The organism is Christiangramia sabulilitoris (assembly GCF_007050985.1).
In the GTDB taxonomy this organism is placed as follows: Bacteria; Bacteroidota; Bacteroidia; order Flavobacteriales; family Flavobacteriaceae; genus Christiangramia; species Christiangramia sabulilitoris.
Genome location: NZ_VHSF01000004.1, coordinates 1 through 23,256, shown reverse-complemented (window position 1 = coordinate 23,256; position 23,256 = coordinate 1). Strand labels below are relative to the sequence as shown.

Here is a 23,256-nt window from a genome sequence, read left to right as displayed (position 1 = left end):
TACAGATTATGTCAGTAAATTCTTTCGCCTCTCTGAATTGGCCGGCAAAAGTATCTAAAAAATACCTGTTAGAGTAAAAATGTTTGGTCTTAATTCAACATCAGAAATTTTGATTAAGTTTTAAAAACTTTTGAAAAAACCATTCTGCCTAACCAGATTGAAACCCTAGTTAATTTCCTCACAAATAAAATATTAGCTTCTTTTCGTGATGTAATTTTATCTGGTTTTTACCAAATCGATGAAAATGAAAGAGGAAATGAATGTTTTGCAACCTATAGTCGCGTCTGAAGGAATGGGGGCGATTGTAGAAATTGGATACACTACCTTTAGGGTATGGGCTCCACATGCTGAGATGGTTTTTGTCTCAGGTGACTTTAACTCCTGGACAGAAGATGATCTGGAACTGGAAAAAGAAGAAAATGGTTACTGGGCTGGAACTACAGATCTGGCTAAGGAAGGAGACCAATATAAATATGTGATCTGGAATTCAGGACAAAAGCTTCTGAGAAACGATCCCTATGCCCTGGAGGTCACAAATTCCAACGGTAATTCTATAGTTAGAACCCTCAATTTTGACTGGGAAGGAGATGATTATCAATTACCTTCCTGGAATACACTGGTGATTTACGAATTACACGTTGGTACTTTTAACCGCAAACAACCCGACCAGGTTGGAACTTTTGATGATGTAATCGAGAAATTGGCCTATTTGAAAGAACTGGGTATCAATTGTATTGAGCTACTGCCGGTAGCGGAATTTGCAGGTGGTATTTCCTGGGGCTATAACCCCGCGCATCCTTTTGCTATAGAACAGGATTATGGAGGACCAGACGGGTTATTCAGGTTAGTTAAGGAAGCACATAAAATGGGCATCGGGATAATCATGGATGTGGTATACAACCATCTGGGACCTTCTGATGTTGACTTATGGCAGTTTGATGGCTGGAGTGAAAATGATAAGGGTGGTATCTACTTTTATAACGACCAGCGCAGTGAAACTCCGTGGGGAGATACCAGGCCAGACTACGGAAGGCCGGAAGTAAGACAATACTTCAGGGATAATGCCCTTATGTGGATAGAAAAATATCATTGTGATGGCCTCAGAATGGACGCCACCTCATATATAAGATATGAAGGAGGCGGATTAGGCTTTGATACAGAGATCCTGGAAGGTATAATTTTAATGCGGGACATTAATTCTGAAATTAAAAGCAAATTCCCGAATGTTCTCACCATAGCAGAAGATCTCAAAGGACAGGACATTATCACGAACGATATTGCCCATGGAGGTATTGGTTACGGAACCCAGTGGGATATGAATTTTGTTCATCCAATACGGGAAGCCCTTATCCATCCTGATGATGATGGGAGAAACCTTGAAGTTATTGCTGAAGCCTTGACCTATCGATATGGTAATGATGTTTTTTCCAGGGTTATTTATACTGAATCCCACGACGAAGTTGCCAATGGAAAAGCACGGGTACCGGAAGAGATACAACCCGGTGACGCAGAAAGTGCTTTTGCCAAAAAAAGAGCGATTCTTGGTCTGGTCCTGGTTCTTACGGCTCCTGGCATTCCCATGATCTTCCAGGGACAGGAATTTATGGAAGATGAATATTTTAAAGACGATGAAGGTTTGGATTGGGAGAAGTATGAAAAATTAAAAGGAATTGGCAGGCTTGCCTCAGATCTAATAGGGCTTAGAACCGGTCTTCATGGTGGGACAAATGGATTGAGAGGACAGGAGACAGAGATTCTTCACCTCAACCAGGAGACTAAAATTCTGGCTTATAAAAGATTGAATAGCGGGGATCATGTGGAACCTGTGCTGGTTGTTATTAACTTCAGTCACCGTGACTATGAAAACTACGGGATAGGGATCGAGGAAGGCACAGATTGGAAGCTAAGGTTCAATAGTACCTGGAAAGGTTATGATGAGGATTTCTCTGAAATGGAGGTTGATGGGATGAACACGGCAGAGAAGGTCACCGATGATAAAGCATGGACCGGAGAATTAAATATCCCGGCATATGGTGCACAGATCTATACCTTATGAAAATAGAACTGAACCCACTCCAATAGTGACGTCCCCTTCAGGCAAAGATTCTTGAGCATGCTGATTAATTTGTTATTTAAATGCTAAAATCTTTCGCTTAGATTGGAGCCAGATTTTTTGGGTTAATTTAATGGATAAATAATAGAGAAGTAATATTAAGGTTTTGATATTCTCTCTTATCTAAAATGATAGTATTATGCACAAATCAAGTTATCCCAGATCATTCTCTCATATTGGACTTACTGTACCCGATATACAAAAAGCTGTGAAATTTTACGCCGACGTTATGGGTTGGTATATAATCATGAAACCCTCTACCGTAAAAAAGGAAAGGGATACGGCCATTGGGCAAATGTGTATCGACGTTTTTGGTGAAGACTGGGAGCAGTTCGAGATTGCTCATATGTCAACCTCAGATGGAATTGGCATTGAATTGTTTTCATTTCCCCATGGAAAAAAAGAAGGCCCGGAATTCAAACCATTTAATACCGGTCTTTTCCATTTTTGTGTTCAGGAGCCGGACATTGAGGCATTAATAGATAAGATCGTAGCTTATGGAGGGAAACAAAGAATGCCCATCAGGGAATATTATCCCAATGAAAAGCCCTATAAAATGTGTTATGTAGAAGATCCTTTCGGAATAGTATTTGAGATCTATACGCATAGTTATGAACTCACCTACTCTTCCGGGGCATATTCAGAATAATTTTAAAGATTTTTAGAGATGGCCTAAAAATAAAAGCACCAGTAAATGGTGCTTTTGTTTTTTAAAATTGATCTATATCTTCTTGGGTGGAAGATCGAAAGCTTCGGCTTTATGTTCAAAATGGTTTCTGTGAGCTCCGTCACAAAAAGGTTTATTTTTAGATAGGCCACATCTGCAAAGAGATACCTGGTCTCTACCTCCAAGGTCATAAGTATTACCTACTTTATCCACGATCTCGAAATCGCCCTGTACCTTCAAAGATCCATTGCTTAGGACAGTTAGTTTGGTTTTAGACATAATAATTCTATTTTCTAGATTAATTTTATTTATCCTTTTAAGCCGGTAAGTATAATTTAAATATGAATATAAAGCAGTGAAAAATGCACAAAAAATAAATCAGTTTGATTTTTTGATCCCGGAATTTCAAATTGAGCTAAAACTGTGCTCAAAATTTTCATCTGTTTAGTTTTTTGGAATAAATTACATTTGAATACCGCAGTCTATTTCGCAAATATGCCAAACAATATGCATTCGAATTTTTACCGATGAAGGTCAACAAGAATATTTTCCTGATTCTGGGTCCTTTGATCTTTATTATTCTGCAAGGTATCACTACCCCTGCCGGGATGCCGGAACATGCCTGGGATATACTAAGCGCAACGATCTGGATAGCTTTATGGTGGATTACCGAGGCCGTTCCCATCGCGGTTACCGCCTTGCTCCCTATCGTTCTATTCCCACTCACCGGGGCCATGGACCTATCCTCTACTACTGCCTCTTACGGGCATAAGTATATTTTTCTTTACGTGGGTGGTTTTATCCTGGCAGTTGCTATTGAGAAATGGAACCTGCATAAGCGGATTGCCCTGCATATTATAAGGCTTATAGGTACAGATGTAAAAAATATCATTCTGGGCTTCATGATCGCAACTGCTTTTCTTTCCATGTGGATATCCAATACTGCTACTTCAGTCATGATGTTACCCATTGGGATGTCTATAATTTCCCAGTTAAAAAATAATCCAGCCACCAGGAACGATGAAAATTTAATTTTTGGTCGTGCTTTAATGCTTGGTATCGCCTATAGTGCTTCTATTGGTGGTATCGCTACTTTAATAGGAACCCCTCCAAACCTGGTGTTTGCAGGATATATACAGGAAATTTACAATATTGAAATTAGCTTTTACCAGTGGTTAAAATTTGGCCTTCCCATCTCTGTAACTCTATTGATTGTTTGCTGGTTCTATCTTACTCAGGTTGCCTTCAATTTTAAGCAAAAGGCATTCCCCGGAGGTAAACAGGAGATCCGGAGATTAATTTCAGAACTGGGACCAATGAAGAAAGAGGAAAAGATAGTAATGATCGTATTTATCCTTACTGCCCTTTCCTGGATTAGCAGATCTTATATTTTAGAACCTATTTTCCCGGGAATAGACGATACAATTATTGCTATTGTAGCAGCGATAATTTTATTTATGATTAATACCGGAAAGGAAAAAGGAAGACTAATCAACTGGCAGGAAGCAGTTAAAATTCCCTGGGGAATTATATTGCTGTTTGGTGGAGGTATGGCCCTTGCCTCGGGATTCGAAGTTTCAGGCCTGGCTCAATGGTTGGGTTCACAAATGACCTTATTGCAAGCTCTGCCATTATTATTACTGATCCTGTTCATTATCTTTTGTGTAAATTTCATTACCGAGCTAACTTCTAACCTGGCAACTACCGCCATGCTTTTACCCATCCTGGCGCCTATAGCCCTGCAACTGGATCTTAATCCTTATATGCTTTTAGTCGCCACTACGGTAGCGGCTTCATGTGCTTTTATGTTGCCGGTGGCCACTCCTCCCAACGCAGTGGTTTTTGGGTCTGGTTACCTTAGAATCCCAGATATGGTTAGGACCGGAATTTGGATGAACATCATATCCATACTTTTCCTCACTGCCATGGTTTACCTTATGCTTCCTATTATCTGGGATTTCGATCCCTTTGGTTTCAGCAAACAGTTTTTAAAAGACAGGCCTTAAATCAATTTTAAGTTTAATCCTGCCTTTGCATCAGTTTAAAATGAAAGGTACTTCCTTTACCATATTCAGAATCCACCCAGATCTTACCATTGTGTAGTTTTACGATCTTCTTGGCGTGAGCCAGACCCACTCCTGTTCCGGTGTTATCTTTTTCGACCCTCGAGAATATTTTAAAGATATTCTCCAGATCTTCTTCTTTAATACCAATTCCGTTATCACTAACCGAGAAATGATAATAATGGTCATCCTTAAAGGCAGAGATCCTAATTTCAGGAGACCGGTCTTTATGTTTATACTTGATAGCATTTCCAATAAGGTTTTGAAAAAGCAGGCGTAATTCTGTTTTATAACCAAAGACCTCGGGTAATTTGGAGGTGGTTATTTTGGTGTTGGTAGATTCTATCCTGGAAGCAAGATCTTCTTTTACCAGTTTTAAAACCTCACCAATATCTACATTTTCAAAATCATCTGTCTGTCCCAGTTTACTGTGTTCCAGCAAGGCTTTGATCTGCTCGCTTAGCCTGGTGGAAGACTGGTTAATATATTCCAGGTATTCACTGGCCTTACCGCTAAATTGTTCACTGTATTTCTTTTTCAGGATCTCGCTTCCAAATTTAATGGTACTCAAAGGTTCCTGAAGGTCATGTGAGCAGATAGAAACAAATTGCTCTAATTCAATATTGGCATTTTCCAGTTCTTTTTTCTGAATTTCAAGTTCATGCCGGATTTTTTTGATCTCGGTAAGATCCATTAACGTGGACCGGGTATAGTAATTACCCTCTTCATCCTGCTTAATATTAGAATTCAATAATACTGGTAATTCTTTCCCGCCTTTAGTGATAAGCACCATTTCCTGGTTACTTATCTCTTTGTTTTTGGACAGGGTTTCTAAGAGTTTACTAGCCTTGATCCTGGATTCCTCGGAATAAAAATCAAAAACAGGTTTCCCTATTACCGATGATTTCTTGGCATATCCCAGGGCTTTGTGAAATTTAGTATTGCATTCTACAAGAATCCCGGTATTAGGATTAATACTGGCATGCATAATTGGATCTGATTCATAAAAATCCTTGAATTTCTTTTCACTCTTTTGTAAAAGTACCCGGGATTCGTGAATAACCTCCACATCTGTAAATGCAATCACGACACCTTCGATCTCAGAACTTCTGCCCGTAAAAGGAGTAATACGCATCAAAAAATGTCTTTGCTGCTTGCTAATTACATTTCGATCTATTGAAACTCCCGTTTCCATGACCTCTTTTGCCAGTGAAACCAGGTCGTCTCTGGATGTCTTCTTGATATTCACCATAAAGTTGTCAATATGCCTGCCTATATCCTGTCTTAGCAGATTGAAATGTTCTTTAATGGCGCTGGTAAATTTTCTAATCCTGAAATCCTTATCAAGATAGATCACCCCGATCTTGGTACTTTTAAGCAGGTTGTCCATATCAGCATTAAGATTGGCCAACTCTTCCATTTTCTGAAGATGTTCGTTATTTACCGTATGCAGCTCCTCATTTACACTTTGTAATTCCTCGTTGGTACTTTGCAATTCTTCATTAGAAGCCAGTAATTCTTCGTTGGATGCCTGTAATTCTTCGTTGCTCGCTTCAGTATCCTGTAAAGCTTTGCTCAACTCTTCTTTAGTGATATCCAGTTCTTCTTCCAGATCCCGTATCCTTAGAGCAGCGGTGGCACTCATTGAGGAAGATTCTCTAATTGAATTGGTAATCTCTGTCTTATCTCGGGAAAGCAGCGTTACCATATAAGTCTCCCCGTGATCGTCATTATCTATCAACGCCGGAAGCACCATAATGTCTACCAGCATAGAATCACCATTCTTATCTACCAGTACCTTTTCATAGATCACCTGGGAATTGGCATTCTTGGCTTTCTTTACAGAAGTTTTGATGGGTATATTTAGCTTCTCCGGTAAGATCTCCAGAAGATTATAGCTGAATCCCTCTTCAGGAAGGTTTACAAAACTTTTCAAATTTCCCCTCGCTTCAATTATCCTGAATTCAGTGTCCACCTGGATGGTAGTAGCGTTGAACTGCCTTAGGATAGCAGAACTTACCGTTTCATCGATCCTTCTTCGCTCTTTAAATCTTACCCCCTGCAATTCTACATTTTTACTGGTTTTTTTGGGTTCCTTATAATTCGAAAAGCTAGTGGAGGCACTTAAAGACCGGTTTCTGCTGCGCTTAGTAGTTTTAATGTTTCGGTAAATTTTCCACTTTCTACTAATGTCTTCATAGTAGGCTTCCTCACTACCCAGGTTTTCACTTGGCCCCAGCATTAGGAAAGAATCCACCTTCAGACTATAATGCAGCACTTTGAGGACACTTTTTTGGACGGGATTTTGAAGATAGATCAATAAATTACGGCAAACGCACAGATCAACATTACTAAATGGCGGATCCTGTAAAATATTATGCTCTGTAAAAAGTACCGCCCGCCTAAGCTTATCTACAACCTTATAATTATCGTCATGTTGCTTGGTGAAATAGGATGAGAGATATTTATGATCAATATTGGCAACTGTATTTAGCTTAAAAACCCCTTTACTGGCCACATCGAGATTTTCTTTAGAAATATCGGTGGCAAAAATCTTTAATTTTATCTTCTTTTCCTGCTTTTTACATTCTTCAAGGAATAACATACCCAGGGTATAAGCTTCTTCCCCGGTATTGCACCCCACATCCCAGATCTTCAATTCACCTTCATCTCCCTTGAATTTTACCAGTTCAGGTATTACATGTTTTCGCAATACGTCCCAGGCTGCAGAATCCCTGAAAAAATGTGTAACGCCAATTAAGAAGTCCTTGTAGAGTTTGATTACTTCCTGCGGATTTTCCCGCAAATATTCATGGTAAGCCGAAAATGAATCAAGCTGAAGAATTTTAATCCTTCGGCTCATTCTTCTTAAAAGAGTTGGTTTTTTATATTGATTAAAGTCCAGATCTGTCTCCTCCTGAATAAGATTCAGGATCTTATTCATAGAGAGTTCATCATAATTCAGAATTTTATTAGAAAGCTCAACGATATCTGGCGACTGAAAAAAGATCTGCATCTCGGTCATCATCTCCTCTACCGGAAGAATATAATCAACCATATTGGTATTTATGGCATTCTCTGGCATGGCTGGAAATTTTGCCTGGTCAGGTTGCTGTACCATGATCATCCCGCCATGCGCTTTTATAGATTGTATGCCTTTGGAACCATCACTACCTGTACCGCTCAAGACTACAGCCACAGCATTTTGCTCAAAGTTTTCTGCCAGTGACTCAAATAATATATCAATGGGCAGATTTAAGATCCTGCCCTTAGGTTTATCCTGCAGGATCATTTTAGCCCCTTTGAGAATAAGGTTTTTATTCGAGGGAATGACATAAATCCTGTTCTTCTCAAGCACAACACCATCCTTTACGGTATCTATTTGTACGCTGGTTTTCTTGCCTAAAAGTTCATCGGTAAAACTTTCATAATTAGGCGAAAGGTGTTGGACAATTATGAATGAGTAATCACAATCCTGTGGTACGGTAGCAAAAAAGTCTGAAAGGGCCTGAAGTCCACCGGCGCTGGCTCCCATTGCCACAACTATATGGTCATTGCTTGAAGACAAAGTAATGGTTTTGGTTAATTATTGAATCTCAAATATAAACTTTTTCTCTTGCAACCCTGGAATTTGACACGCTGAATCCTTTAACCGGCTGATTATAGGGAAATAAAGGTAATCTACCCAAAAAATCAGTCAAACATATAATTACCTGACAATCAGATGTTAATATATTATGTTAATTTAGGGTACGTTTAATTCTATACCAGGCTTATGAACAGATTTGTTTTAATTTTCATGTTTGCAGTTATCTCGTTATCCGTCGGTTGTAAAACCGAAAAGAAAGAAAATAATTCAGAAGAATTTAAAGAAAAATCAATCGTGGATAACGGTGACAATATACAAGAGCTCTTAGACCAGTATGATGAAGTTGAGCTTTCCGCAGATATTTCAAAGCTTTCTGAAAAGCAAAGGAAAATGATCCCACTTCTTATTGAAGTAGCAAAAATCACTGATGAATTATTCTGGTATCAGGCTTTTGGCGGTCAGGATAGTTTGCTTGCTAATGTGGATGACCGTACGGCTGAGTATGTCCGCATAAATTATGGCCCCTGGGACAGGTTGAATAACATGAAACCTTTCATAAAGAATTATGGGGAAAAGCCTGCTGGGGCTAACTTCTATCCAGTAGATATGGCCAAGGAAGAATTTGAAAATGCCAATCTTCCCAACAAGCAAAGTCTGTACACCTTTATAAGACGGGACGAGGAGGGAAATTTAAAAGCTATATGGTACCATGAAATGTTCCCGGAGAAATTAAATAAAGCCTCAGAGCTATTAAAACAAGCTGCTGAGCTGGCAGAAGATGATGGTTTGAAGAATTATTTGAATTTAAGAGCTAAAGCTTTTATAACCGATGATTATTATGAAAGCGATGTTGCCTGGATGAAAATGAAAAACAATACCATAGATATGGTGACCGGCCCCATCGAAACTTATGAAGATAGACTATTTGGCTATAAAGCAGCTTTTGAATCATATATTCTCATTAAGGATGACGAATGGAGTAAAAGACTTGAAAAGTATGTTTCCTTCCTGCCTATGCTGCAACGCGAATTACCTGTTGATCCTGAATACAAAAAGGATAATCCGGGCACAGATTCAGACCTTAATGCGTATGATGTAGTTTATTACGCCGGGGATTGTAATGCAGGCAGCAAGACTATTGCCATTAATCTTCCAAATGATGAAAAAGTACAGGAGAATTATGGCAGCAGAAGATCACAGCTAAAAAATGCCATGAAAGCTAAATATGATCAGATCCTGGTTCCCATTTCCAAACAGCTGATTGCCCCGGAACAACAAAAAAACATCACCTTCGACGCTTTTTTTGCTAATACTATGTTTCATGAGGTAGCCCATGGGCTTGGAATAAAGAACACGATAAATAATACCGGTACGGTGCGTGAAGCGCTGAAGGATTACGCCGGTGCACTGGAAGAAGGAAAAGCCGATGTGCTTGGAGTTTATATGATCACGAAACTTCACGAAATGGGTGAATTGAATGAGACAGATCTAATGGACTATTATGTAACTTTCCTGGCGGGTATTTTCAGATCTGTAAGATTTGGTGCCTCAAGCGCTCATGGGAAAGCAAATATGGTAAGATTCAACTATTTTAAAAACCTGGGAGCCTTTACTCAGAATGATGAAGGATATTATGAGGTAGATGAACTAAAATTTAGAATGGCAATTGATGCTTTAACCAATGATATTCTGGTTTTGCAGGGAGATGGCGACTACCAGGGAACCGGTAAATTATTCGAAGAGAATGGAAAAATAGATAGTTCTTTAGCGGCATCTTTAAATAAACTTAGCGAAAAAAATATACCTGTAGATATTATTTTTAAACAGGGAATAGATGTCCTGGGACTATAACCAAAAACGGCTGCTTAGAGCGACCGTTTTTATTTAAATGATTCAAAATATAGATCTTCCATAGAAGCAGGAATGATCAATTGATTTTATCATGCTGATTAGAGGCTATTAAAATACTTTCCTGCTTGTGCGCGCTCAAAATATCCTTATCAAAATAAACCCCGTTACAGTGCATATCTGCCAGGACCACATTGCTAATTATTCTTTTTCCCTGTTTTTCCATTTTTTATTTTAAAGTTAAACTTTTTGTTTAATTTTTATTCTAAAAAAGTAAACAATTATAAGAAATTTAACGCTGCGATTATTATGATAAATACATCCATTTTTATCATTTTTGTACCTGAAATTTAAATTTCTTAGTCCAGCGACCTTTGCATCAATTCCTTCAAAGATTACCCGGTTTAGTTTTTCTCATTATACATGTGGCATTTGTATGCGCTGCTATCTGGGAGAACAAAGCTAGCCCTGTACTTAGTATTCTCCTTTGTTCGCTGGTATTTTTATTAAGTGGATTTTATATGATTAAAGTAAAGTCTGGACTTCCATCCCTGGTGAAAAGAGATATTTTAATGATTATTGGGTCTGTTGCCGGGGCTTTTATCACCTATTTATTAAATACAGAATTAAATACCGGGGCCGTGCTCGCAGCGGGAGTTACGGGATTATTTGGCTCATTTTTGCCATTTTTGAACCAAAGGTCACAAAGCTTTAAAAATTTACCTGCGGCCATTTACTGTGGAGCTTTTGCCGGCATGACCGCAGAATTTTTGGCAGAAGGATTTGCTTTTATTATTCTGGCCGGGACTTTTAGTGGTTTACTTTTGATATTTTCCAAGGAAACGCTAAATGGATTTGGAGGAAAACTAGGGACTATTGCTTTTGGCGGTGTCGCTGCAATGACTTTCATATTATTCCTGATCTCTTAAAATGTATATAGCAGTTCTACTATTTGCGGGATCCTTTAGTGCAATCTTGACTTATTGCCTAAATAATAAGATGAGACTGGGAGGAGTAATGGCATCTTCGGCAATTTCTGTGGTGGCTGCGGGTTTCTTTATCCTCTTTCCAAAATTTGCAGGAAACTATCTAACCACCCATATTCCCTCAGTAGTTATGGGAGCTTCATTTATAGGAATGGCAACTTATAAGATGATTACGAGTTCATGGGTCATCGCACTTTCCGGATTACTTTTCCCGGTGATTTACTTATTTTCGGGTTCATTTTTTGAAGGCTATGGAGGGAGCCTGGGTACTTCAGCAGCGATAGCCTTAGGCTCAGTTTTTTTTCTGCAGTGGCTTATTATTAAAATTCAGTCCTCCTAAAACAATAGTTTTAAAATTTTAAAACACTAAGAATGAGTTAGTTTAGACGACACCTCGTTTTTTTTACCTATTTTTATTCGAAACAGTTAGAAATATTTAATCAGGTATTTTTTAAGGTTACGATATACCTTCAATAAAATAAGCTATCTGCGAAATTAACTAGCCAACCTAAACTAACATGAAAAAAATTCTCCTTCTCTTCCTTGTGATTTTATTTTGCAGAGCTAATACTTCAGGACAATCTTATATCGGTAATTCTATTGATAATTATAGCGGGATTCATGGTGTATTAAATAATCCTGCTTCGATTCATGGATCTGGATTGAAATTAGATATTAATTTAATTTCCACTAGTGCGTTTGCAGGTAGTGATTACATATCACTTGACAAAAAGATATTGCTGGAAATAAATGGTGAATTTTTTATAAATGATTCTATCGAAAAATTTTCCCGAAGTGATAATAACATTTATGGTAATCTAGAAGTTTTGGGCCCCTCGGCAATGTACCAGTTATCTCCAAAACACAGTATTGGGATCACTACCCGACTCAGGTCATTTTTAAATTTAAATGGAATAAGCGGGCAGTTGATTGAAGATTTTATAGAAGACTTCGACTCAAAAGAAAACTATGATTTCAACATGAATAAATTTAATGGAACCGCTCATATATGGGGAGAAATAGGACTCACCTACGGTAGATCTTTACTGGAATTTGAGGGACATAGAATTACCGGCGGAATAAGCTTAAAATATCTCCTGGGAGGCGGTGCACTTTATAGTAATACAACAGATTTCCAGGGCAGGTATAATATGTTTAATGAAATACTAACTACTACCGGATCCCTTCGATACGGCAGTACACCGGGAATTGACAGTGATTATATAAATGTTAAACGTTCTTCTTCTGGTGTCGCTGGGGATGCAGGAATCGTATACAGGCTTTTAAAAAATGAGGATTTCAATGGTATATCTCTGTCTCAAAATACTTATAAGCTTAAAGTTGGCATATCAGTCACCGATATTGGTACTATTCATTATAACAATTCAGAAGAGATTGAATACAACATGATAAACGAACTGAATACTAATAATCTGACAGGTACTAGTATTGAAGAAATTCTGGAAGAAAACTACAGAGAAAAGGAAAGAAAAACTTTTACCAGTGAAATCAATCTACCAACCGCAATTCATGGATTTATAGATTATTACATTCAGGAAAAATTATTTGTAAGCATTAATGGAAGTTTTTCCTTACTATCTGACTCAAAAAAATATGCCAACAGAATCATAAATACCGTAACGGCTACTCCTAGATTCGAAAGTAAACTTTTCAGTTTTTATTTACCCCTAAGTGTTAGACAATATGAAGTCCTTAGTGCCGGAGCTGGTTTTAGATTTGGTCCACTTACCCTCGGTTCAGGATCTGTTCTCACAAATTTATTTTCAGACAGGGCGAGAAGTACAGATATATACCTGGCTCTCAAGATTCCATTCTACAGATAGGCTTTCCCGGAAACTATAACATATTTTCAAGAATCTCCCAGACGTTTTCAGCAAGGATCTCCTGCCCCTCAGCGGTGGGATGTATACCATCCTGTTGATTAAGATCTGGATTACCAGCAACATCTTCCAGTAAGAAAGGTATAAGTTCCAGATCATTTTTTTCAGCAACTTCGGGGAAGATATTTTTAAATCCCGTGGTATAATCCTGTCCCATGTTGGGCGGGATCTGCATTCCGGCAAGAATGATCTTTATATCAGGATTTTTTTTCTTAACAAAATCAATGATCTCCTGTAGATTATTCCTGGTTTCTGTTAATGGAATACCTCGCAGCCCATCATTGGCGCCTAATTCCAGAACAAAAATATCCACATTTTGTTTAAGCACCCAGTCGATCCTGTTCTTACCTCCAGAGGTGGTTTCTCCACTAAGGCCGGCATTTACTACTTTATAATTAAGGTTTAAGGAATCAATTTTTTCCTGGATAATTTCAGGGAATGCTTCCCCCTGCTCCAGTCCGTAACCGGCAGTTAAACTATCCCCAAAAAAAAGAATTACCTTAGAATTCTCTACACCCACTTCTTCTGAGGCACTGGTATTTTCCTGCTCCGCTTTATCTGCATCCGTCTTATTCTTACAGCCCATAAAAATGAAAAGACCAAAAGCCAGGAACAAAACATAGCTTCTTGTTAATCTAGGAGTATTAATTAAAATCATTTCTTTATTTTGTTTGCTTAGCTAAAGAAACCTAAAAGAAAGAAGATGGCAAAAATTTTAAGCGTTCAAAATCTCAAGAAAAGCTATCAAAGTGGCTCCAAACAGCTCACTGTTCTGGAAGATATCAGCTTTGAAATTGAAGAAAAGGAAACTTTTGCTATCGTTGGTCCTTCCGGAAGTGGTAAGACCACCCTGCTGGGCCTTTGCGCCGGCCTGGATCAGCCCGATTCAGGAAAAATTGAACTTTGTGAAACCATCATGAACGACCTGAATGAGGATCAAAGGGCTCTTTTGAGAAATCGAAAAGTGGGGTTTGTATTTCAGGATTTCCAATTGATCCCTACCCTTACTGCACTGGAAAATGTAGCGGTGCCATTAGAACTCAGGGGAGATAAAACAGCATCTGCTGCCGGTAAAGAATTGTTAGAAAAAGTAGGGCTGGGCGATCGTTTTGATCATTATCCCTCGCAACTTTCAGGTGGAGAACAGCAACGGGTTGCCCTGGCCAGGGCTTTTAGCACCAAACCAGATATCCTATTTGCCGATGAACCTACCGGTAACCTGGATGAGGAAACCGGAAAAAAAGTGGTGGAATTACTCATTGAATTGAATAAAGAATCGGGAACCACGCTGGTTATCGTCACCCATGATATGGAGCTGGCAAGGAAAACTCAGAAGATCCTGCGACTTAAAGGCGGTAGAATCCTTGAAACCGTAAATGTTTAAATATGCCTGCAGCAGAAGGGATCTCAAGGAAAGCAAGGTTTAGATGGCTGGTAAAAATGGCTTACCGCGATGGTAAAGCCAGCCGCAGGAAACTATTGCTTTTTATGGCCTCTATAGTTTTGGGAATTGCGGCAGTAGTATCTATCCAATCCTTTAGCAATAACCTGAAAAACACCATTGCGCTTCAATCAAAATCCCTCATGGGCGCAGATTATATTATAGACAGCGATAAAGCGCCTAATGAAAGGGTGCAGTTTATTATGGATTCCCTGGGCGGTCCAGAAGCCAGGGAAATAAGTTTTGCTTCCATGGCGGCGTTTCCGGGTAATGAGGGAACTAAACTGGTCCGCGTACGTGGAATTTCAGGTGGATTTCCGTTTTATGGAGAGCTGGAAACCATTCCTGCTGCTGCAGCTGCTATATTTCAAAAAGAAGGAAGTGCATTAGTAGATGCTACCTTAATGTTACAATTGAATATAAAGACGGGGGACAGTATAAAAATAGGCAACACGACATTGCCGGTTTCGGGAGCTTTAAAATCTGTTCCCGGCAGTGCATCTCTTTTCAGCTCTATTGCTCCACCGGTGATCATCCCTTATCGATTTATCGAGCAAACCGGGCTGGTTCAGGTAGGCAGCAGGATAGGGTATAAATATTATTTCCTGGCCGATCCAAAGTTGGACCTGGAAAAATTTGACGAGAAGATAGATCCTATCCTGGACGCTAATGATGCCGACCTAGATACCCATACCGCAACCAGCGAAAGACTGGGAAGGCGCTATGAGAACTTCGGTAAATTCCTTAACCTGGTGGCCTTTATCGCCCTGTTGCTAGGCTGTATTGGTATAGCCAGTGCGATACATATCTATATCAAGGAAAAACTACGCTCAATTGCGGTTTTGAAATGTCTTGGAGCTACCAAAAGACAAACCTTCCTAATCTACCTTATTCAAATAGGAATCATCGGCTTAATTGGCGGAATTGCAGGTACTGTAACAGGACTTATGCTACAGCAATTATTTCCCCTACTTCTGCAGGACATATTACCGGTTAATGTGGACCTCGCACTAGATTCAAAAGTGATCTTTATGGGAATTATCCTTGGATTTCTAATGTCTATCCTATTCGCTTTGTACCCTCTCATCGGGACACTATACGTTTCGCCCCTGCAAACTTTAAGGGTACAGAATCCTGCCTTAAAGAAATCGGCAAAGGCCGGGTTCCTGGTTCTTACCGGAGTCTTTTTATTTATTTTCCTCTTCGCATTCTGGTTGCTGGAAAACTGGAAGTATTCCATATTTTTTACCCTGGGAATTATAGTGACCTTTTCCATTCTGGCAGGGGTAGCCAATTTATTTATAAAGGCGATCAGGAAATTTTTTCCCACCGGCTGGGGTTTTATTGCCAGGCAGAGCCTGCTTAACCTTTACCGGCCCCAAAATCAAACGCTTATCCTGGTCCTGGCAATAGGAATTGGAACTTTTTTAATTAGCACTTTATATTTTACCAGGGATCTGCTATTAGCCCAGGCTACCCTGGATGAACAGGTAAACAGCCCCAATATGATCCTGCTGGATGTACAACAGGAACAGCAGGAAAATGTAGCGAACACCATATTTTCTGAAGATCTGCCCGTTCTGGAAAATATTCCTATCGTAAGCATGAAGGTGGAAAGCATCAAAGGTACTCCGGTGAATGAGATTAGGGAAGATACTACCTCTAAAGTGAACCGATGGATCCTGGATCACGAATTCAGGACTACTTACCGGGATTCTTTGATCTCTTCTGAAATTCTGGAAGAAGGCGAATGGGTTGGTACTAATCCTCAAAATGAGAATATTCCTATTTCGGTAAGCAATAATTTTGCAGAAGATGCCCTGGTTGGGGTTGGCGATGAAATAGATTTTAATGTCCAGGGCGTATTAATAAATACTGTGGTGGCAAGCATTCGAAGTGTAGACTGGAGCAGAATGCAACTCAATTTTTCCATAGTATTCCCCACGGGTGTCCTGGAAGAGGCTCCTCAATTCAGGGTTCTCACCACTAAAGTTCCCGATGAAAACAGCTCGGCACAACTACAGCAGAAACTTGTAAAAAATTACCCGAATGTGACTATTCTGGATCTCAGGCAGGTGCTTAGTCTCATTGAAAAGATACTAACCAGGATCTCCTGGCTTATCAATTTTATGGCTTTCTTCAGTATACTCACAGGTATCATCGTTTTAATAGGAGCCGTGAGAACCAGCAAATACCAGAGAATAAGGGAAAGTGTCCTATTGCGAACCCTGGGAGCAAAAAGCAGGCAGATATTGAAGATACTGGCCCTGGAATATTTTTACCTTGGACTACTGGGCGCCCTGTCTGGTATACTTTTATCGCTGCTAAGCAGTCTACTGCTGGGCTATTTTGTATTTGAAACCACGTTTATTCCTTCCTGGATCCCGTTCCTGGTTCTGTTACCCGGTATCGTATTGTTGGTGATGACGATTGGTTTGAGCAATAGCCTTGGGGTTATAAAAAGTCCGCCGCTGGTAGTGCTTCGGAAAGAATTAAGTTAATTCTAAAGGAATCTACAGTACCTGGATCTTGATACCACCGTTCACCACAAATCCGTCTACGGGAGCATAAATATCCCTGAATTGTGGATCTGAAATTGAACCGGTAAATATAGAATCAAAACGGGTTTGACGGGTATCGGTAAAATTTTCAAAATTCAGGAAGAGCGAAAATTTCTCCCATTTATATTCGGTCATCAATCCAAAGATCCAGTAATTTTCTCCGGTAGTTCCATCCCCCAGTTTTTGCGGATCGAAATAATAGCCTTCCAGTCCTATTACCAGTTTTTCTTCGATTTCGTACACCAATACATTGTTTAACCTGTTCTGGGCCACCAATGGTAATTCTGAAGTTTCACCGCTATAATGCTGGTTAACGTCTGCCAGGGTATGCCCCACAAATAATTTGAAATTCTGGTAAGATAACCTCAGGTTGGTTTCAATTCCTTTAGTATCAAGGTACCCGTTCGGCTGCTGATATTCAAAGATATCTGCGGAAGTATTGGTCAGAATTAAAGGATCATCCACCCTGGTATAAAAGAACAAGGTATTCAGGCTTAGATCTATAGTTTCAAAAAGTTCTGTGCGGTAATTCACGTCGAAATTCGCTCCGTAAGATCTCTCAGCTTCAGTCTCTGAAACATCAATGGGCAGTACATTCTCGAACTGTATCCTTTCAGCATCTTCAGTGAAAATGGTCGGGGTTTTATAACCTAATCCTCCTCCAAGTCTTGCCGAAAGATCATCACTTAAGCTGAATAATGCTGATAACCTGGGCAGAAAAAATGTGCCGTATTCATTCTGGTGATCCAGCCTTAACCCCGATTCCAGGCTCAAAAAATCTGAAACCCACCAGTTATTTTGTAAGAATGCTCCATAGGTAAGGTGATCATAATCTACACCCCTGGAATCCACATTATCATCTTCCGTAAAACTGTCTGCCCATAAATTAAGTCCGGCGATCCATTCTGAATCATTTCTGCCAAACCGGTAAGAAACCTCATTGAAAGAAGCGAACTGGTCTCCTGAAAAAACAAAATCTGGGATCTGTATCTTTCTCTCAAAAAAGCTGAAACTATTCTTAATGTTCAGGCTGGAACCGTTCTCGAAATTCTGTTCGTAACCCGCACGGGTAGTAATCCTTTGAGTATCGTTTTGCTCAAAATAAGGATTCTCTACTTCCCTGTTATCCTCTATAAAATCGATATTTCCTCCCGTACGTTCTTCAAGGACAACATTCACCCCGATATCCAGAGTGGCAGCATCATTAGGATAATAAAAGAATCGCGGATTTATGGTGTACCTGTCGAATTCGGGAATCGCGGTAAGACCAATATCGGCGGGGTCATACGGACTTCCAAGATTGTATGAACCAAAGATGGTCGTTCCCAGCTTTCCGGACCTGTTGGAGTAGAAAGCACTGGCATCCAGGCCCAGGGCCGAAGTTCCGTTAAGCAACAAGTTAAGCTCCTCTTCTTCACCCGGAGTTTTGGAAACCAGGTTAACCAGTCCCGCGATCGCTCCACCACCATAGAGGGTTGAGGAAGCTCCTTTAATTACTTCTACCTGCTGCAGATCCAGGGGAACGATCTGTAAAAGACTAAGGCCACCGGAGAAACCGGCATATAGCGGATACCCGTCTTTTAGCAGCTGGGTATACCTACCATCCAGTCCCTGTATCCTGATGCTGGAATTATACGAAGTAGCTGAAGTTTGCTGAGTTTGTATGCCGGTAGTTTCATTTAGCAACATCCTGATATCCCCGGGTTTCATATTTCCTTTTTCCCCGAGTTCTTCTCCCGAAATCACTTCCACCCTGGTAGGAAGATCGGCAATCGTTCTGCGGGAACGGGTTGAATTGATTATTACCACTTCCATATGTTCACCTGCCGGATTTAAATAGATGGTTTTAATTCCGTCTTCGGCAAGGGGAAACTGATAGGTCGTTTCAGAAGTTTCAAAGCCTACATAACTAAAAACGATCGTCTGGATTCCATGAGCAATATTCCTGATCTCAATTAAACCTTCTTCATTGGCGGTATCGCCATTTGCGGTTCCTTTAATCACGGCATTGGCTCCCTGCAGTGGTGTATTTGTTTCACCATCCAGAATACGGGCTATGAAATTGTTTTGAGAGAAGCTCTGGAACGTGATAAATAAAATTCCCAGCCATAAAAATTTAGGGTTCATATGCTTATTTGAAAAGGAAAACATGGATAATGGTATTCCTGGATTTATAGAATGACAAATTTAGGAAAGTAACTCTTATTGGTTCTTATATTCTGTATAAATCAAAAATATTTGGAAGCAGCTTCCCATATTTAATAACAAAATTCCCGGCTGTTTTTACAACCGGGAATTTTAAAATAAGAATTTAAATATTAATTATTTGACCAGTTTAATCTGGAATTCCTGGGTATTGCTTTTGGCTCTGAGGAGATAAATACCCTGCTCCCAACCGCTGTGGTCTAACGGCCAGAAGTATTCACCGCCATACTGGCTAACCGAAAAATTAGTTTCTGCCAGTTGCCTTCCATACAGGTCATAGACTCTAACCACGAAGGTTTCATCTGTTCCCCTTTCAGAGAATTGTAGATATACTCCTTCAGCTTCAAGGGGGTTAGGGTACACAGCAAGAGTATATAAATCAGCTGAAGATATACTGGAATAGGAATCAGTTTTAGATTTCCCCTTTGGATTATGAATTTTTATTGATCCTCTAATAAGTCCAGATTCTGGATCTGAGTCCTCTGATGCCCCCATGTGATTATCATAAATCACCCATTCTTCTGAACCAAGCTCTTCCCAAATCTTAATTCGGAATTTATCTCCCGATTCGTCATTATCAATCACGGAAATCATAAATTTATAGCCCGGAACGCCGTTTATATTTCCTACTCCTTTAAACATTGCTTTCTCTCCAGCCACAATAAGCCACTCATATTCTGAACTTACAAAACTAAAGTCTTCGCTTAGGAATTCAAATTGTGTTCTTCCTTCAGGAATATTTCTTCCCTTCTTGTATTTGGAAACAAAACCAAACTTTGCGTCACCAGATGCTAATGGGTTAGGACTATAGGAACCTTCAGGAGAATAAATCCAACCTGCCCCGGTTACAAAGCCACCGGATGGGTCATAAGCAACCAGATATTGATAATCGGAAATGGTATATGCGCCACATTCATCTTCAATTATACATGTTACAGTATATACTCCAGGAGCTATATATCTATGGCTTCCAAAAACTTCAGAAGTTGTAAAGGTACCATCAGAATCATAACCATCGCCCCACAGCCATGTAACGCTTTTAATATTCTCCTCTGCATCAGTATAAGTAGCTTCAACGTTGATCTCTATTCCAATTTCAAAAGGATCTGAAGGTGCAGTAATACTTATAATTTCAGGAGATGAATTATTTAAACAGGGATTTTCTGAACATATACCATTTTCGTCCGGATATATATTTGCGTCGGTATCATCACAATCCGTTATTGGTAATACCGTTATGGTATAGCCCAAGCCCGGTGATTCACAACCTGTTGTAGTAGAGACCGCATACTGATCATTGTCGGTATCCAGGTACCAAATCGTTTCAGGATTGAAAAAGGCATCGGAATCATCACAATCATCCACTTCAGCGGCATAACCGTCGCCATCTGCATCGGTAAAGCCTTCATCTATGGTTCCATCACAGTTATTGTCCACTCCATCGAAGATCTCTGTGGTTCCCGGATTGATAGCTACATCAGCATCGTTACAATCATCCACTTCAGCGGCATAACCGTCGCCATCTGCATCGGTAAAGCCTTCATCTATTGTTCCATCACAGTTATTATCTACTCCATCGAAGATCTCTGTGGTTCCCGGATTGATAGCTACATCAGCATCGTTACAATCATCTACTTCAGCGGCATAACCGTCGCCATCTGCATCGGTAAAGCCTTCATCTATTGTTCCATCACAGTTATTATCTACTCCATCGAAGATCTCTGTGGTTCCCGGATTGATAGCTACATCAGCATCGTTACAATCATCCACTTCAGCGGCATAACCATCGTTATCTAAATCAGTAAATCCTTCATCTATGGTTCCATCACAGTTATTATCTACTCCATCTAAGATCTCTGTGGTTCCCGGATTGATAGCTACATCAGCATCGTTACAATCATCCACTTCAGCGGCATAACCATCGTTATCTAAATCAGTAAATCCTTCATCTATTAATCCATCACAGTCATTGTCAACTCCATCGAAGATCTCTGTGGTTCCCGGATTGATAGCTACATCAGCATCGTTACAATCATCCACTTCAGCGGCATAGCCATCACCATCTGCATCGGTAAAGCCTTCATCCATTGTTCCGTCACAGTTATTGTCCACTCCATCGAAGATCTCTGTTGCACCTGGATTGATAGCTACATCAGTATCGTCACAATCATCCACTTCAGCGGCATAACCATCGTTATCTAAATCAGTAAATCCTTCATCTATAGTTCCATCACAGTTATTGTCTACTCCATCGAAGATCTCTGTAGCCCCCGGATTGATAGCCACATCAGCATCGTTACAATCATCCAATTCAGCGGCATAACCGTCGCCATCTGCATCGGTAAAGCCTTCATCTATGGTTCCATCACAGTTATTATCTACTCCATCGAAGATCTCTGTAGCCCCCGGATTGATAGCTACATCAGTATCGTTACAATCATCTACTTCGGCGGCATAACCGTCGCCATCTGCATCGGTAAAACCTTCATCTATGGTTCCATCACAGTTATTGTCCACTCCATCGATAACTTCTGTAGCGCCAGGATTTACGGTCGCATTAGAATCGTCACAATCAGTCAGCGGTAAAACATTAGTAGTGTAACCTTCTCCAGGGGAATCACAAGTCGTTACTGTAGAAATAGCGTAATTATCACCATCACTGTCTAAATACCATGCCACTGCCTGTTGCTCGGCAGTTACTTCAATTGAAAGGCTTTTGCTAAGTCCATTTTCATCTTCTACGATTACAGTATAAATGTCTGGAAGTAAGTTTGATAAGTCTTCTGTATCAGGTGTTTCATCATATAAACCTATGAGATCATTATCCCAATCGTAAGTGTAAACACCTGATCCTCCAGAAACAGTTAAATCTATACTTCCATTTTCAAGATTAGAGCAGGTGGCAGGAGTGGCTATGGCGGAAAGAATAAGTTCTTCTACAAACGTGGCTGTAATTTCTTTATCCATATCCATTGTAATAAGTACGGGGTTCTGCTCAATTAGAGTCGGATCTACATCTCCTCCCCAACCTATAAACACCCAGCCATCAGCTGGTATTGCCGATAATTCCACCTGAACTCCTTCATCATAACTTTCGGCATCAGGTAATTGTCCTACTGTGCCCTGGCCGTTATAGGTATAAGTAATCGTATATCTATTTATAAGGCTGTACTCATCAGCCCCTATACTCGGTGTCTCATCCCTTGTTTCCCCATCTATATCTGTTGCCACTTCTGGAAGAGGTGTTCCTGCATCCTGAAGTTGTTCTGCCTGGGCGTGCAGATCTGTATCTGAGACAAACTGTTGGAAGTTGCCTGCCAAGTAGGAAGATCAGGAATATTAGTATTACCCCAACGACCCAGATAACCACCCGAGGTGAAGAAATCATTGTAATCCGAAGAACTTATTCCTGAAGAATTATATACCTCTATTGCATAACCACTATTAGATCTGAAAATGTTATTCCTTAACTCATTCCCTGAACCAGAGCCCATTCGAAAAGCACGCCCCCCTCCCTGATTGTTGACACTATTATGATATACCCGATAGTTGGTATTACCGCCAAATTGAATTGATTGCTCAGAAGAATTAGCTATCACATTATTAGCAATCAGTCCAGGATTTTCAACAGGAGATTGACAAGATCCCAAATAAACTCCATGATAACCAGGACCACCTCCTATCAACCTATTATTAATTATCTCTCCTCCTCCTTCTGAATCACTTACCCATAATGAAGTACCATTATAGTGGGGCTGAATAGAAACAGAATTATTATTAAAAATAAAACCTGATTGATACTGCAAATGAACACCTCGGTATCCTGAGTTTTCTATGACATTATTTTCTATTACAGTACCCGGAACTCTTGAATAATAATCC

The 23,256-nt window shown here is 39.9% G+C and carries 16 protein-coding genes; 9 read left to right on the top strand and 7 right to left on the bottom strand.

The annotated features are described in order from the left end of the window. Positions 1-244 precede the first annotated feature (244 nt). Together FGM01_RS13780 and FGM01_RS13775 are read left to right on the top strand one after the other, a co-directional pair. Positions 245-2,056: an alpha-amylase family glycosyl hydrolase gene (locus FGM01_RS13780; RefSeq protein ID WP_143411771.1), complete on the top strand. Its 1,812-nt coding sequence runs from the start codon at positions 245-247 to the stop codon at positions 2,054-2,056. Between the two features lie 196 nt (positions 2,057-2,252). Further along, positions 2,253-2,762: a lactoylglutathione lyase family protein gene (locus tag FGM01_RS13775; protein WP_143411770.1), complete on the top strand. Its 510-nt coding sequence runs from the start codon at positions 2,253-2,255 to the stop codon at positions 2,760-2,762. A gap of 72 nt (positions 2,763-2,834) precedes the next feature. Here FGM01_RS13775 and FGM01_RS13770 read toward each other — a convergent pair whose 3' ends face one another. Beyond that, positions 2,835-3,059 (bottom strand): CDGSH iron-sulfur domain-containing protein, encoded by a 225-nt coding sequence (locus FGM01_RS13770; RefSeq protein ID WP_143411769.1) that lies wholly within the window; start codon positions 3,057-3,059, stop codon positions 2,835-2,837. Positions 3,060-3,307: 248 nt separating this feature from the next. On the opposite strand from FGM01_RS13770, the gene FGM01_RS13765 reads away from it, so the two are divergent. Next, the gene (locus tag FGM01_RS13765) at positions 3,308-4,786 is read left to right on the top strand and encodes an SLC13 family permease (RefSeq protein WP_143411768.1); all 1,479 of its coding nucleotides are present in this window, start codon (positions 3,308-3,310) and stop codon (positions 4,784-4,786) included. Between the two features lie 13 nt (positions 4,787-4,799). On the opposite strand, the gene FGM01_RS13760 is transcribed toward FGM01_RS13765, so the two are convergent. Continuing rightward, positions 4,800-8,411 (bottom strand): chemotaxis protein CheB, encoded by a 3,612-nt coding sequence (locus FGM01_RS13760; RefSeq protein ID WP_243735817.1) that lies wholly within the window; start codon positions 8,409-8,411, stop codon positions 4,800-4,802. Between the two features lie 207 nt (positions 8,412-8,618). Between FGM01_RS13760 and FGM01_RS13755 the strand changes: the two genes are divergently transcribed. Continuing rightward, entirely contained in the window at positions 8,619-10,283 is a 1,665-nt protein-coding gene (locus tag FGM01_RS13755) for a dipeptidyl-peptidase 3 family protein (RefSeq protein WP_143411767.1), read from the top strand. 76 nt (positions 10,284-10,359) lie between these two features. On the opposite strand, the gene FGM01_RS14565 is transcribed toward FGM01_RS13755, so the two are convergent. Then, complete coding sequence (locus tag FGM01_RS14565) at positions 10,360-10,506, bottom strand: hypothetical protein (RefSeq protein ID WP_166435232.1); 147 nt, start codon at positions 10,504-10,506, stop codon at positions 10,360-10,362. A 295-nt stretch (positions 10,507-10,801) separates the two neighbouring features. On the opposite strand from FGM01_RS14565, the gene FGM01_RS13750 reads away from it, so the two are divergent. From FGM01_RS13750 to FGM01_RS13740, 3 genes are all read left to right on the top strand, one after another. Next, a complete protein-coding gene (locus tag FGM01_RS13750) occupies positions 10,802-11,209 on the top strand; it encodes a hypothetical protein (RefSeq protein WP_143411766.1) in 408 nt (135 codons plus the stop codon). Between the two features lie 70 nt (positions 11,210-11,279). Then, positions 11,280-11,606, top strand: a complete 327-nt coding sequence (locus FGM01_RS13745; RefSeq protein ID WP_243735816.1) for a hypothetical protein — start codon at positions 11,280-11,282, stop codon at positions 11,604-11,606. A 178-nt stretch (positions 11,607-11,784) separates the two neighbouring features. Then, positions 11,785-13,110, top strand: coding sequence for a DUF5723 family protein (locus FGM01_RS13740; protein WP_143411764.1), 1,326 nt, complete (start codon positions 11,785-11,787; stop codon positions 13,108-13,110). 13 nt (positions 13,111-13,123) lie between these two features. On the opposite strand, the gene FGM01_RS13735 is transcribed toward FGM01_RS13740, so the two are convergent. Next, positions 13,124-13,825 (bottom strand): arylesterase, encoded by a 702-nt coding sequence (locus FGM01_RS13735; RefSeq protein WP_143411763.1) that lies wholly within the window; start codon positions 13,823-13,825, stop codon positions 13,124-13,126. Positions 13,826-13,870: 45 nt separating this feature from the next. Here FGM01_RS13735 and FGM01_RS13730 point away from each other — a divergent pair, with 45 nt between their 5' ends. Further along, positions 13,871-14,551 (top strand): ABC transporter ATP-binding protein, encoded by a 681-nt coding sequence (locus tag FGM01_RS13730; protein WP_143411762.1) that lies wholly within the window; start codon positions 13,871-13,873, stop codon positions 14,549-14,551. Positions 14,552-14,553: 2 nt separating this feature from the next. Further along, positions 14,554-17,109, top strand: coding sequence for an ABC transporter permease (locus tag FGM01_RS13725; RefSeq protein WP_243735815.1), 2,556 nt, complete (start codon positions 14,554-14,556; stop codon positions 17,107-17,109). 12 nt (positions 17,110-17,121) lie between these two features. On the opposite strand, the gene FGM01_RS13720 is transcribed toward FGM01_RS13725, so the two are convergent. The 3 genes from FGM01_RS13720 to FGM01_RS13710 all read right to left on the bottom strand — a co-directional run. Further along, positions 17,122-19,296, bottom strand: a complete 2,175-nt coding sequence (locus FGM01_RS13720; RefSeq protein ID WP_143411761.1) for a TonB-dependent receptor — start codon at positions 19,294-19,296, stop codon at positions 17,122-17,124. A gap of 195 nt (positions 19,297-19,491) precedes the next feature. Beyond that, positions 19,492-22,695, bottom strand: coding sequence for a MopE-related protein (locus tag FGM01_RS13715; protein ID WP_143411760.1), 3,204 nt, complete (start codon positions 22,693-22,695; stop codon positions 19,492-19,494). Beyond that, positions 22,590-23,256 (bottom strand): right-handed parallel beta-helix repeat-containing protein (locus tag FGM01_RS13710; RefSeq protein WP_143411759.1); only part of this gene is annotated, 667 nt, incomplete at its 5' end. The genes FGM01_RS13710 and FGM01_RS13715, both read right to left, overlap by 106 nt.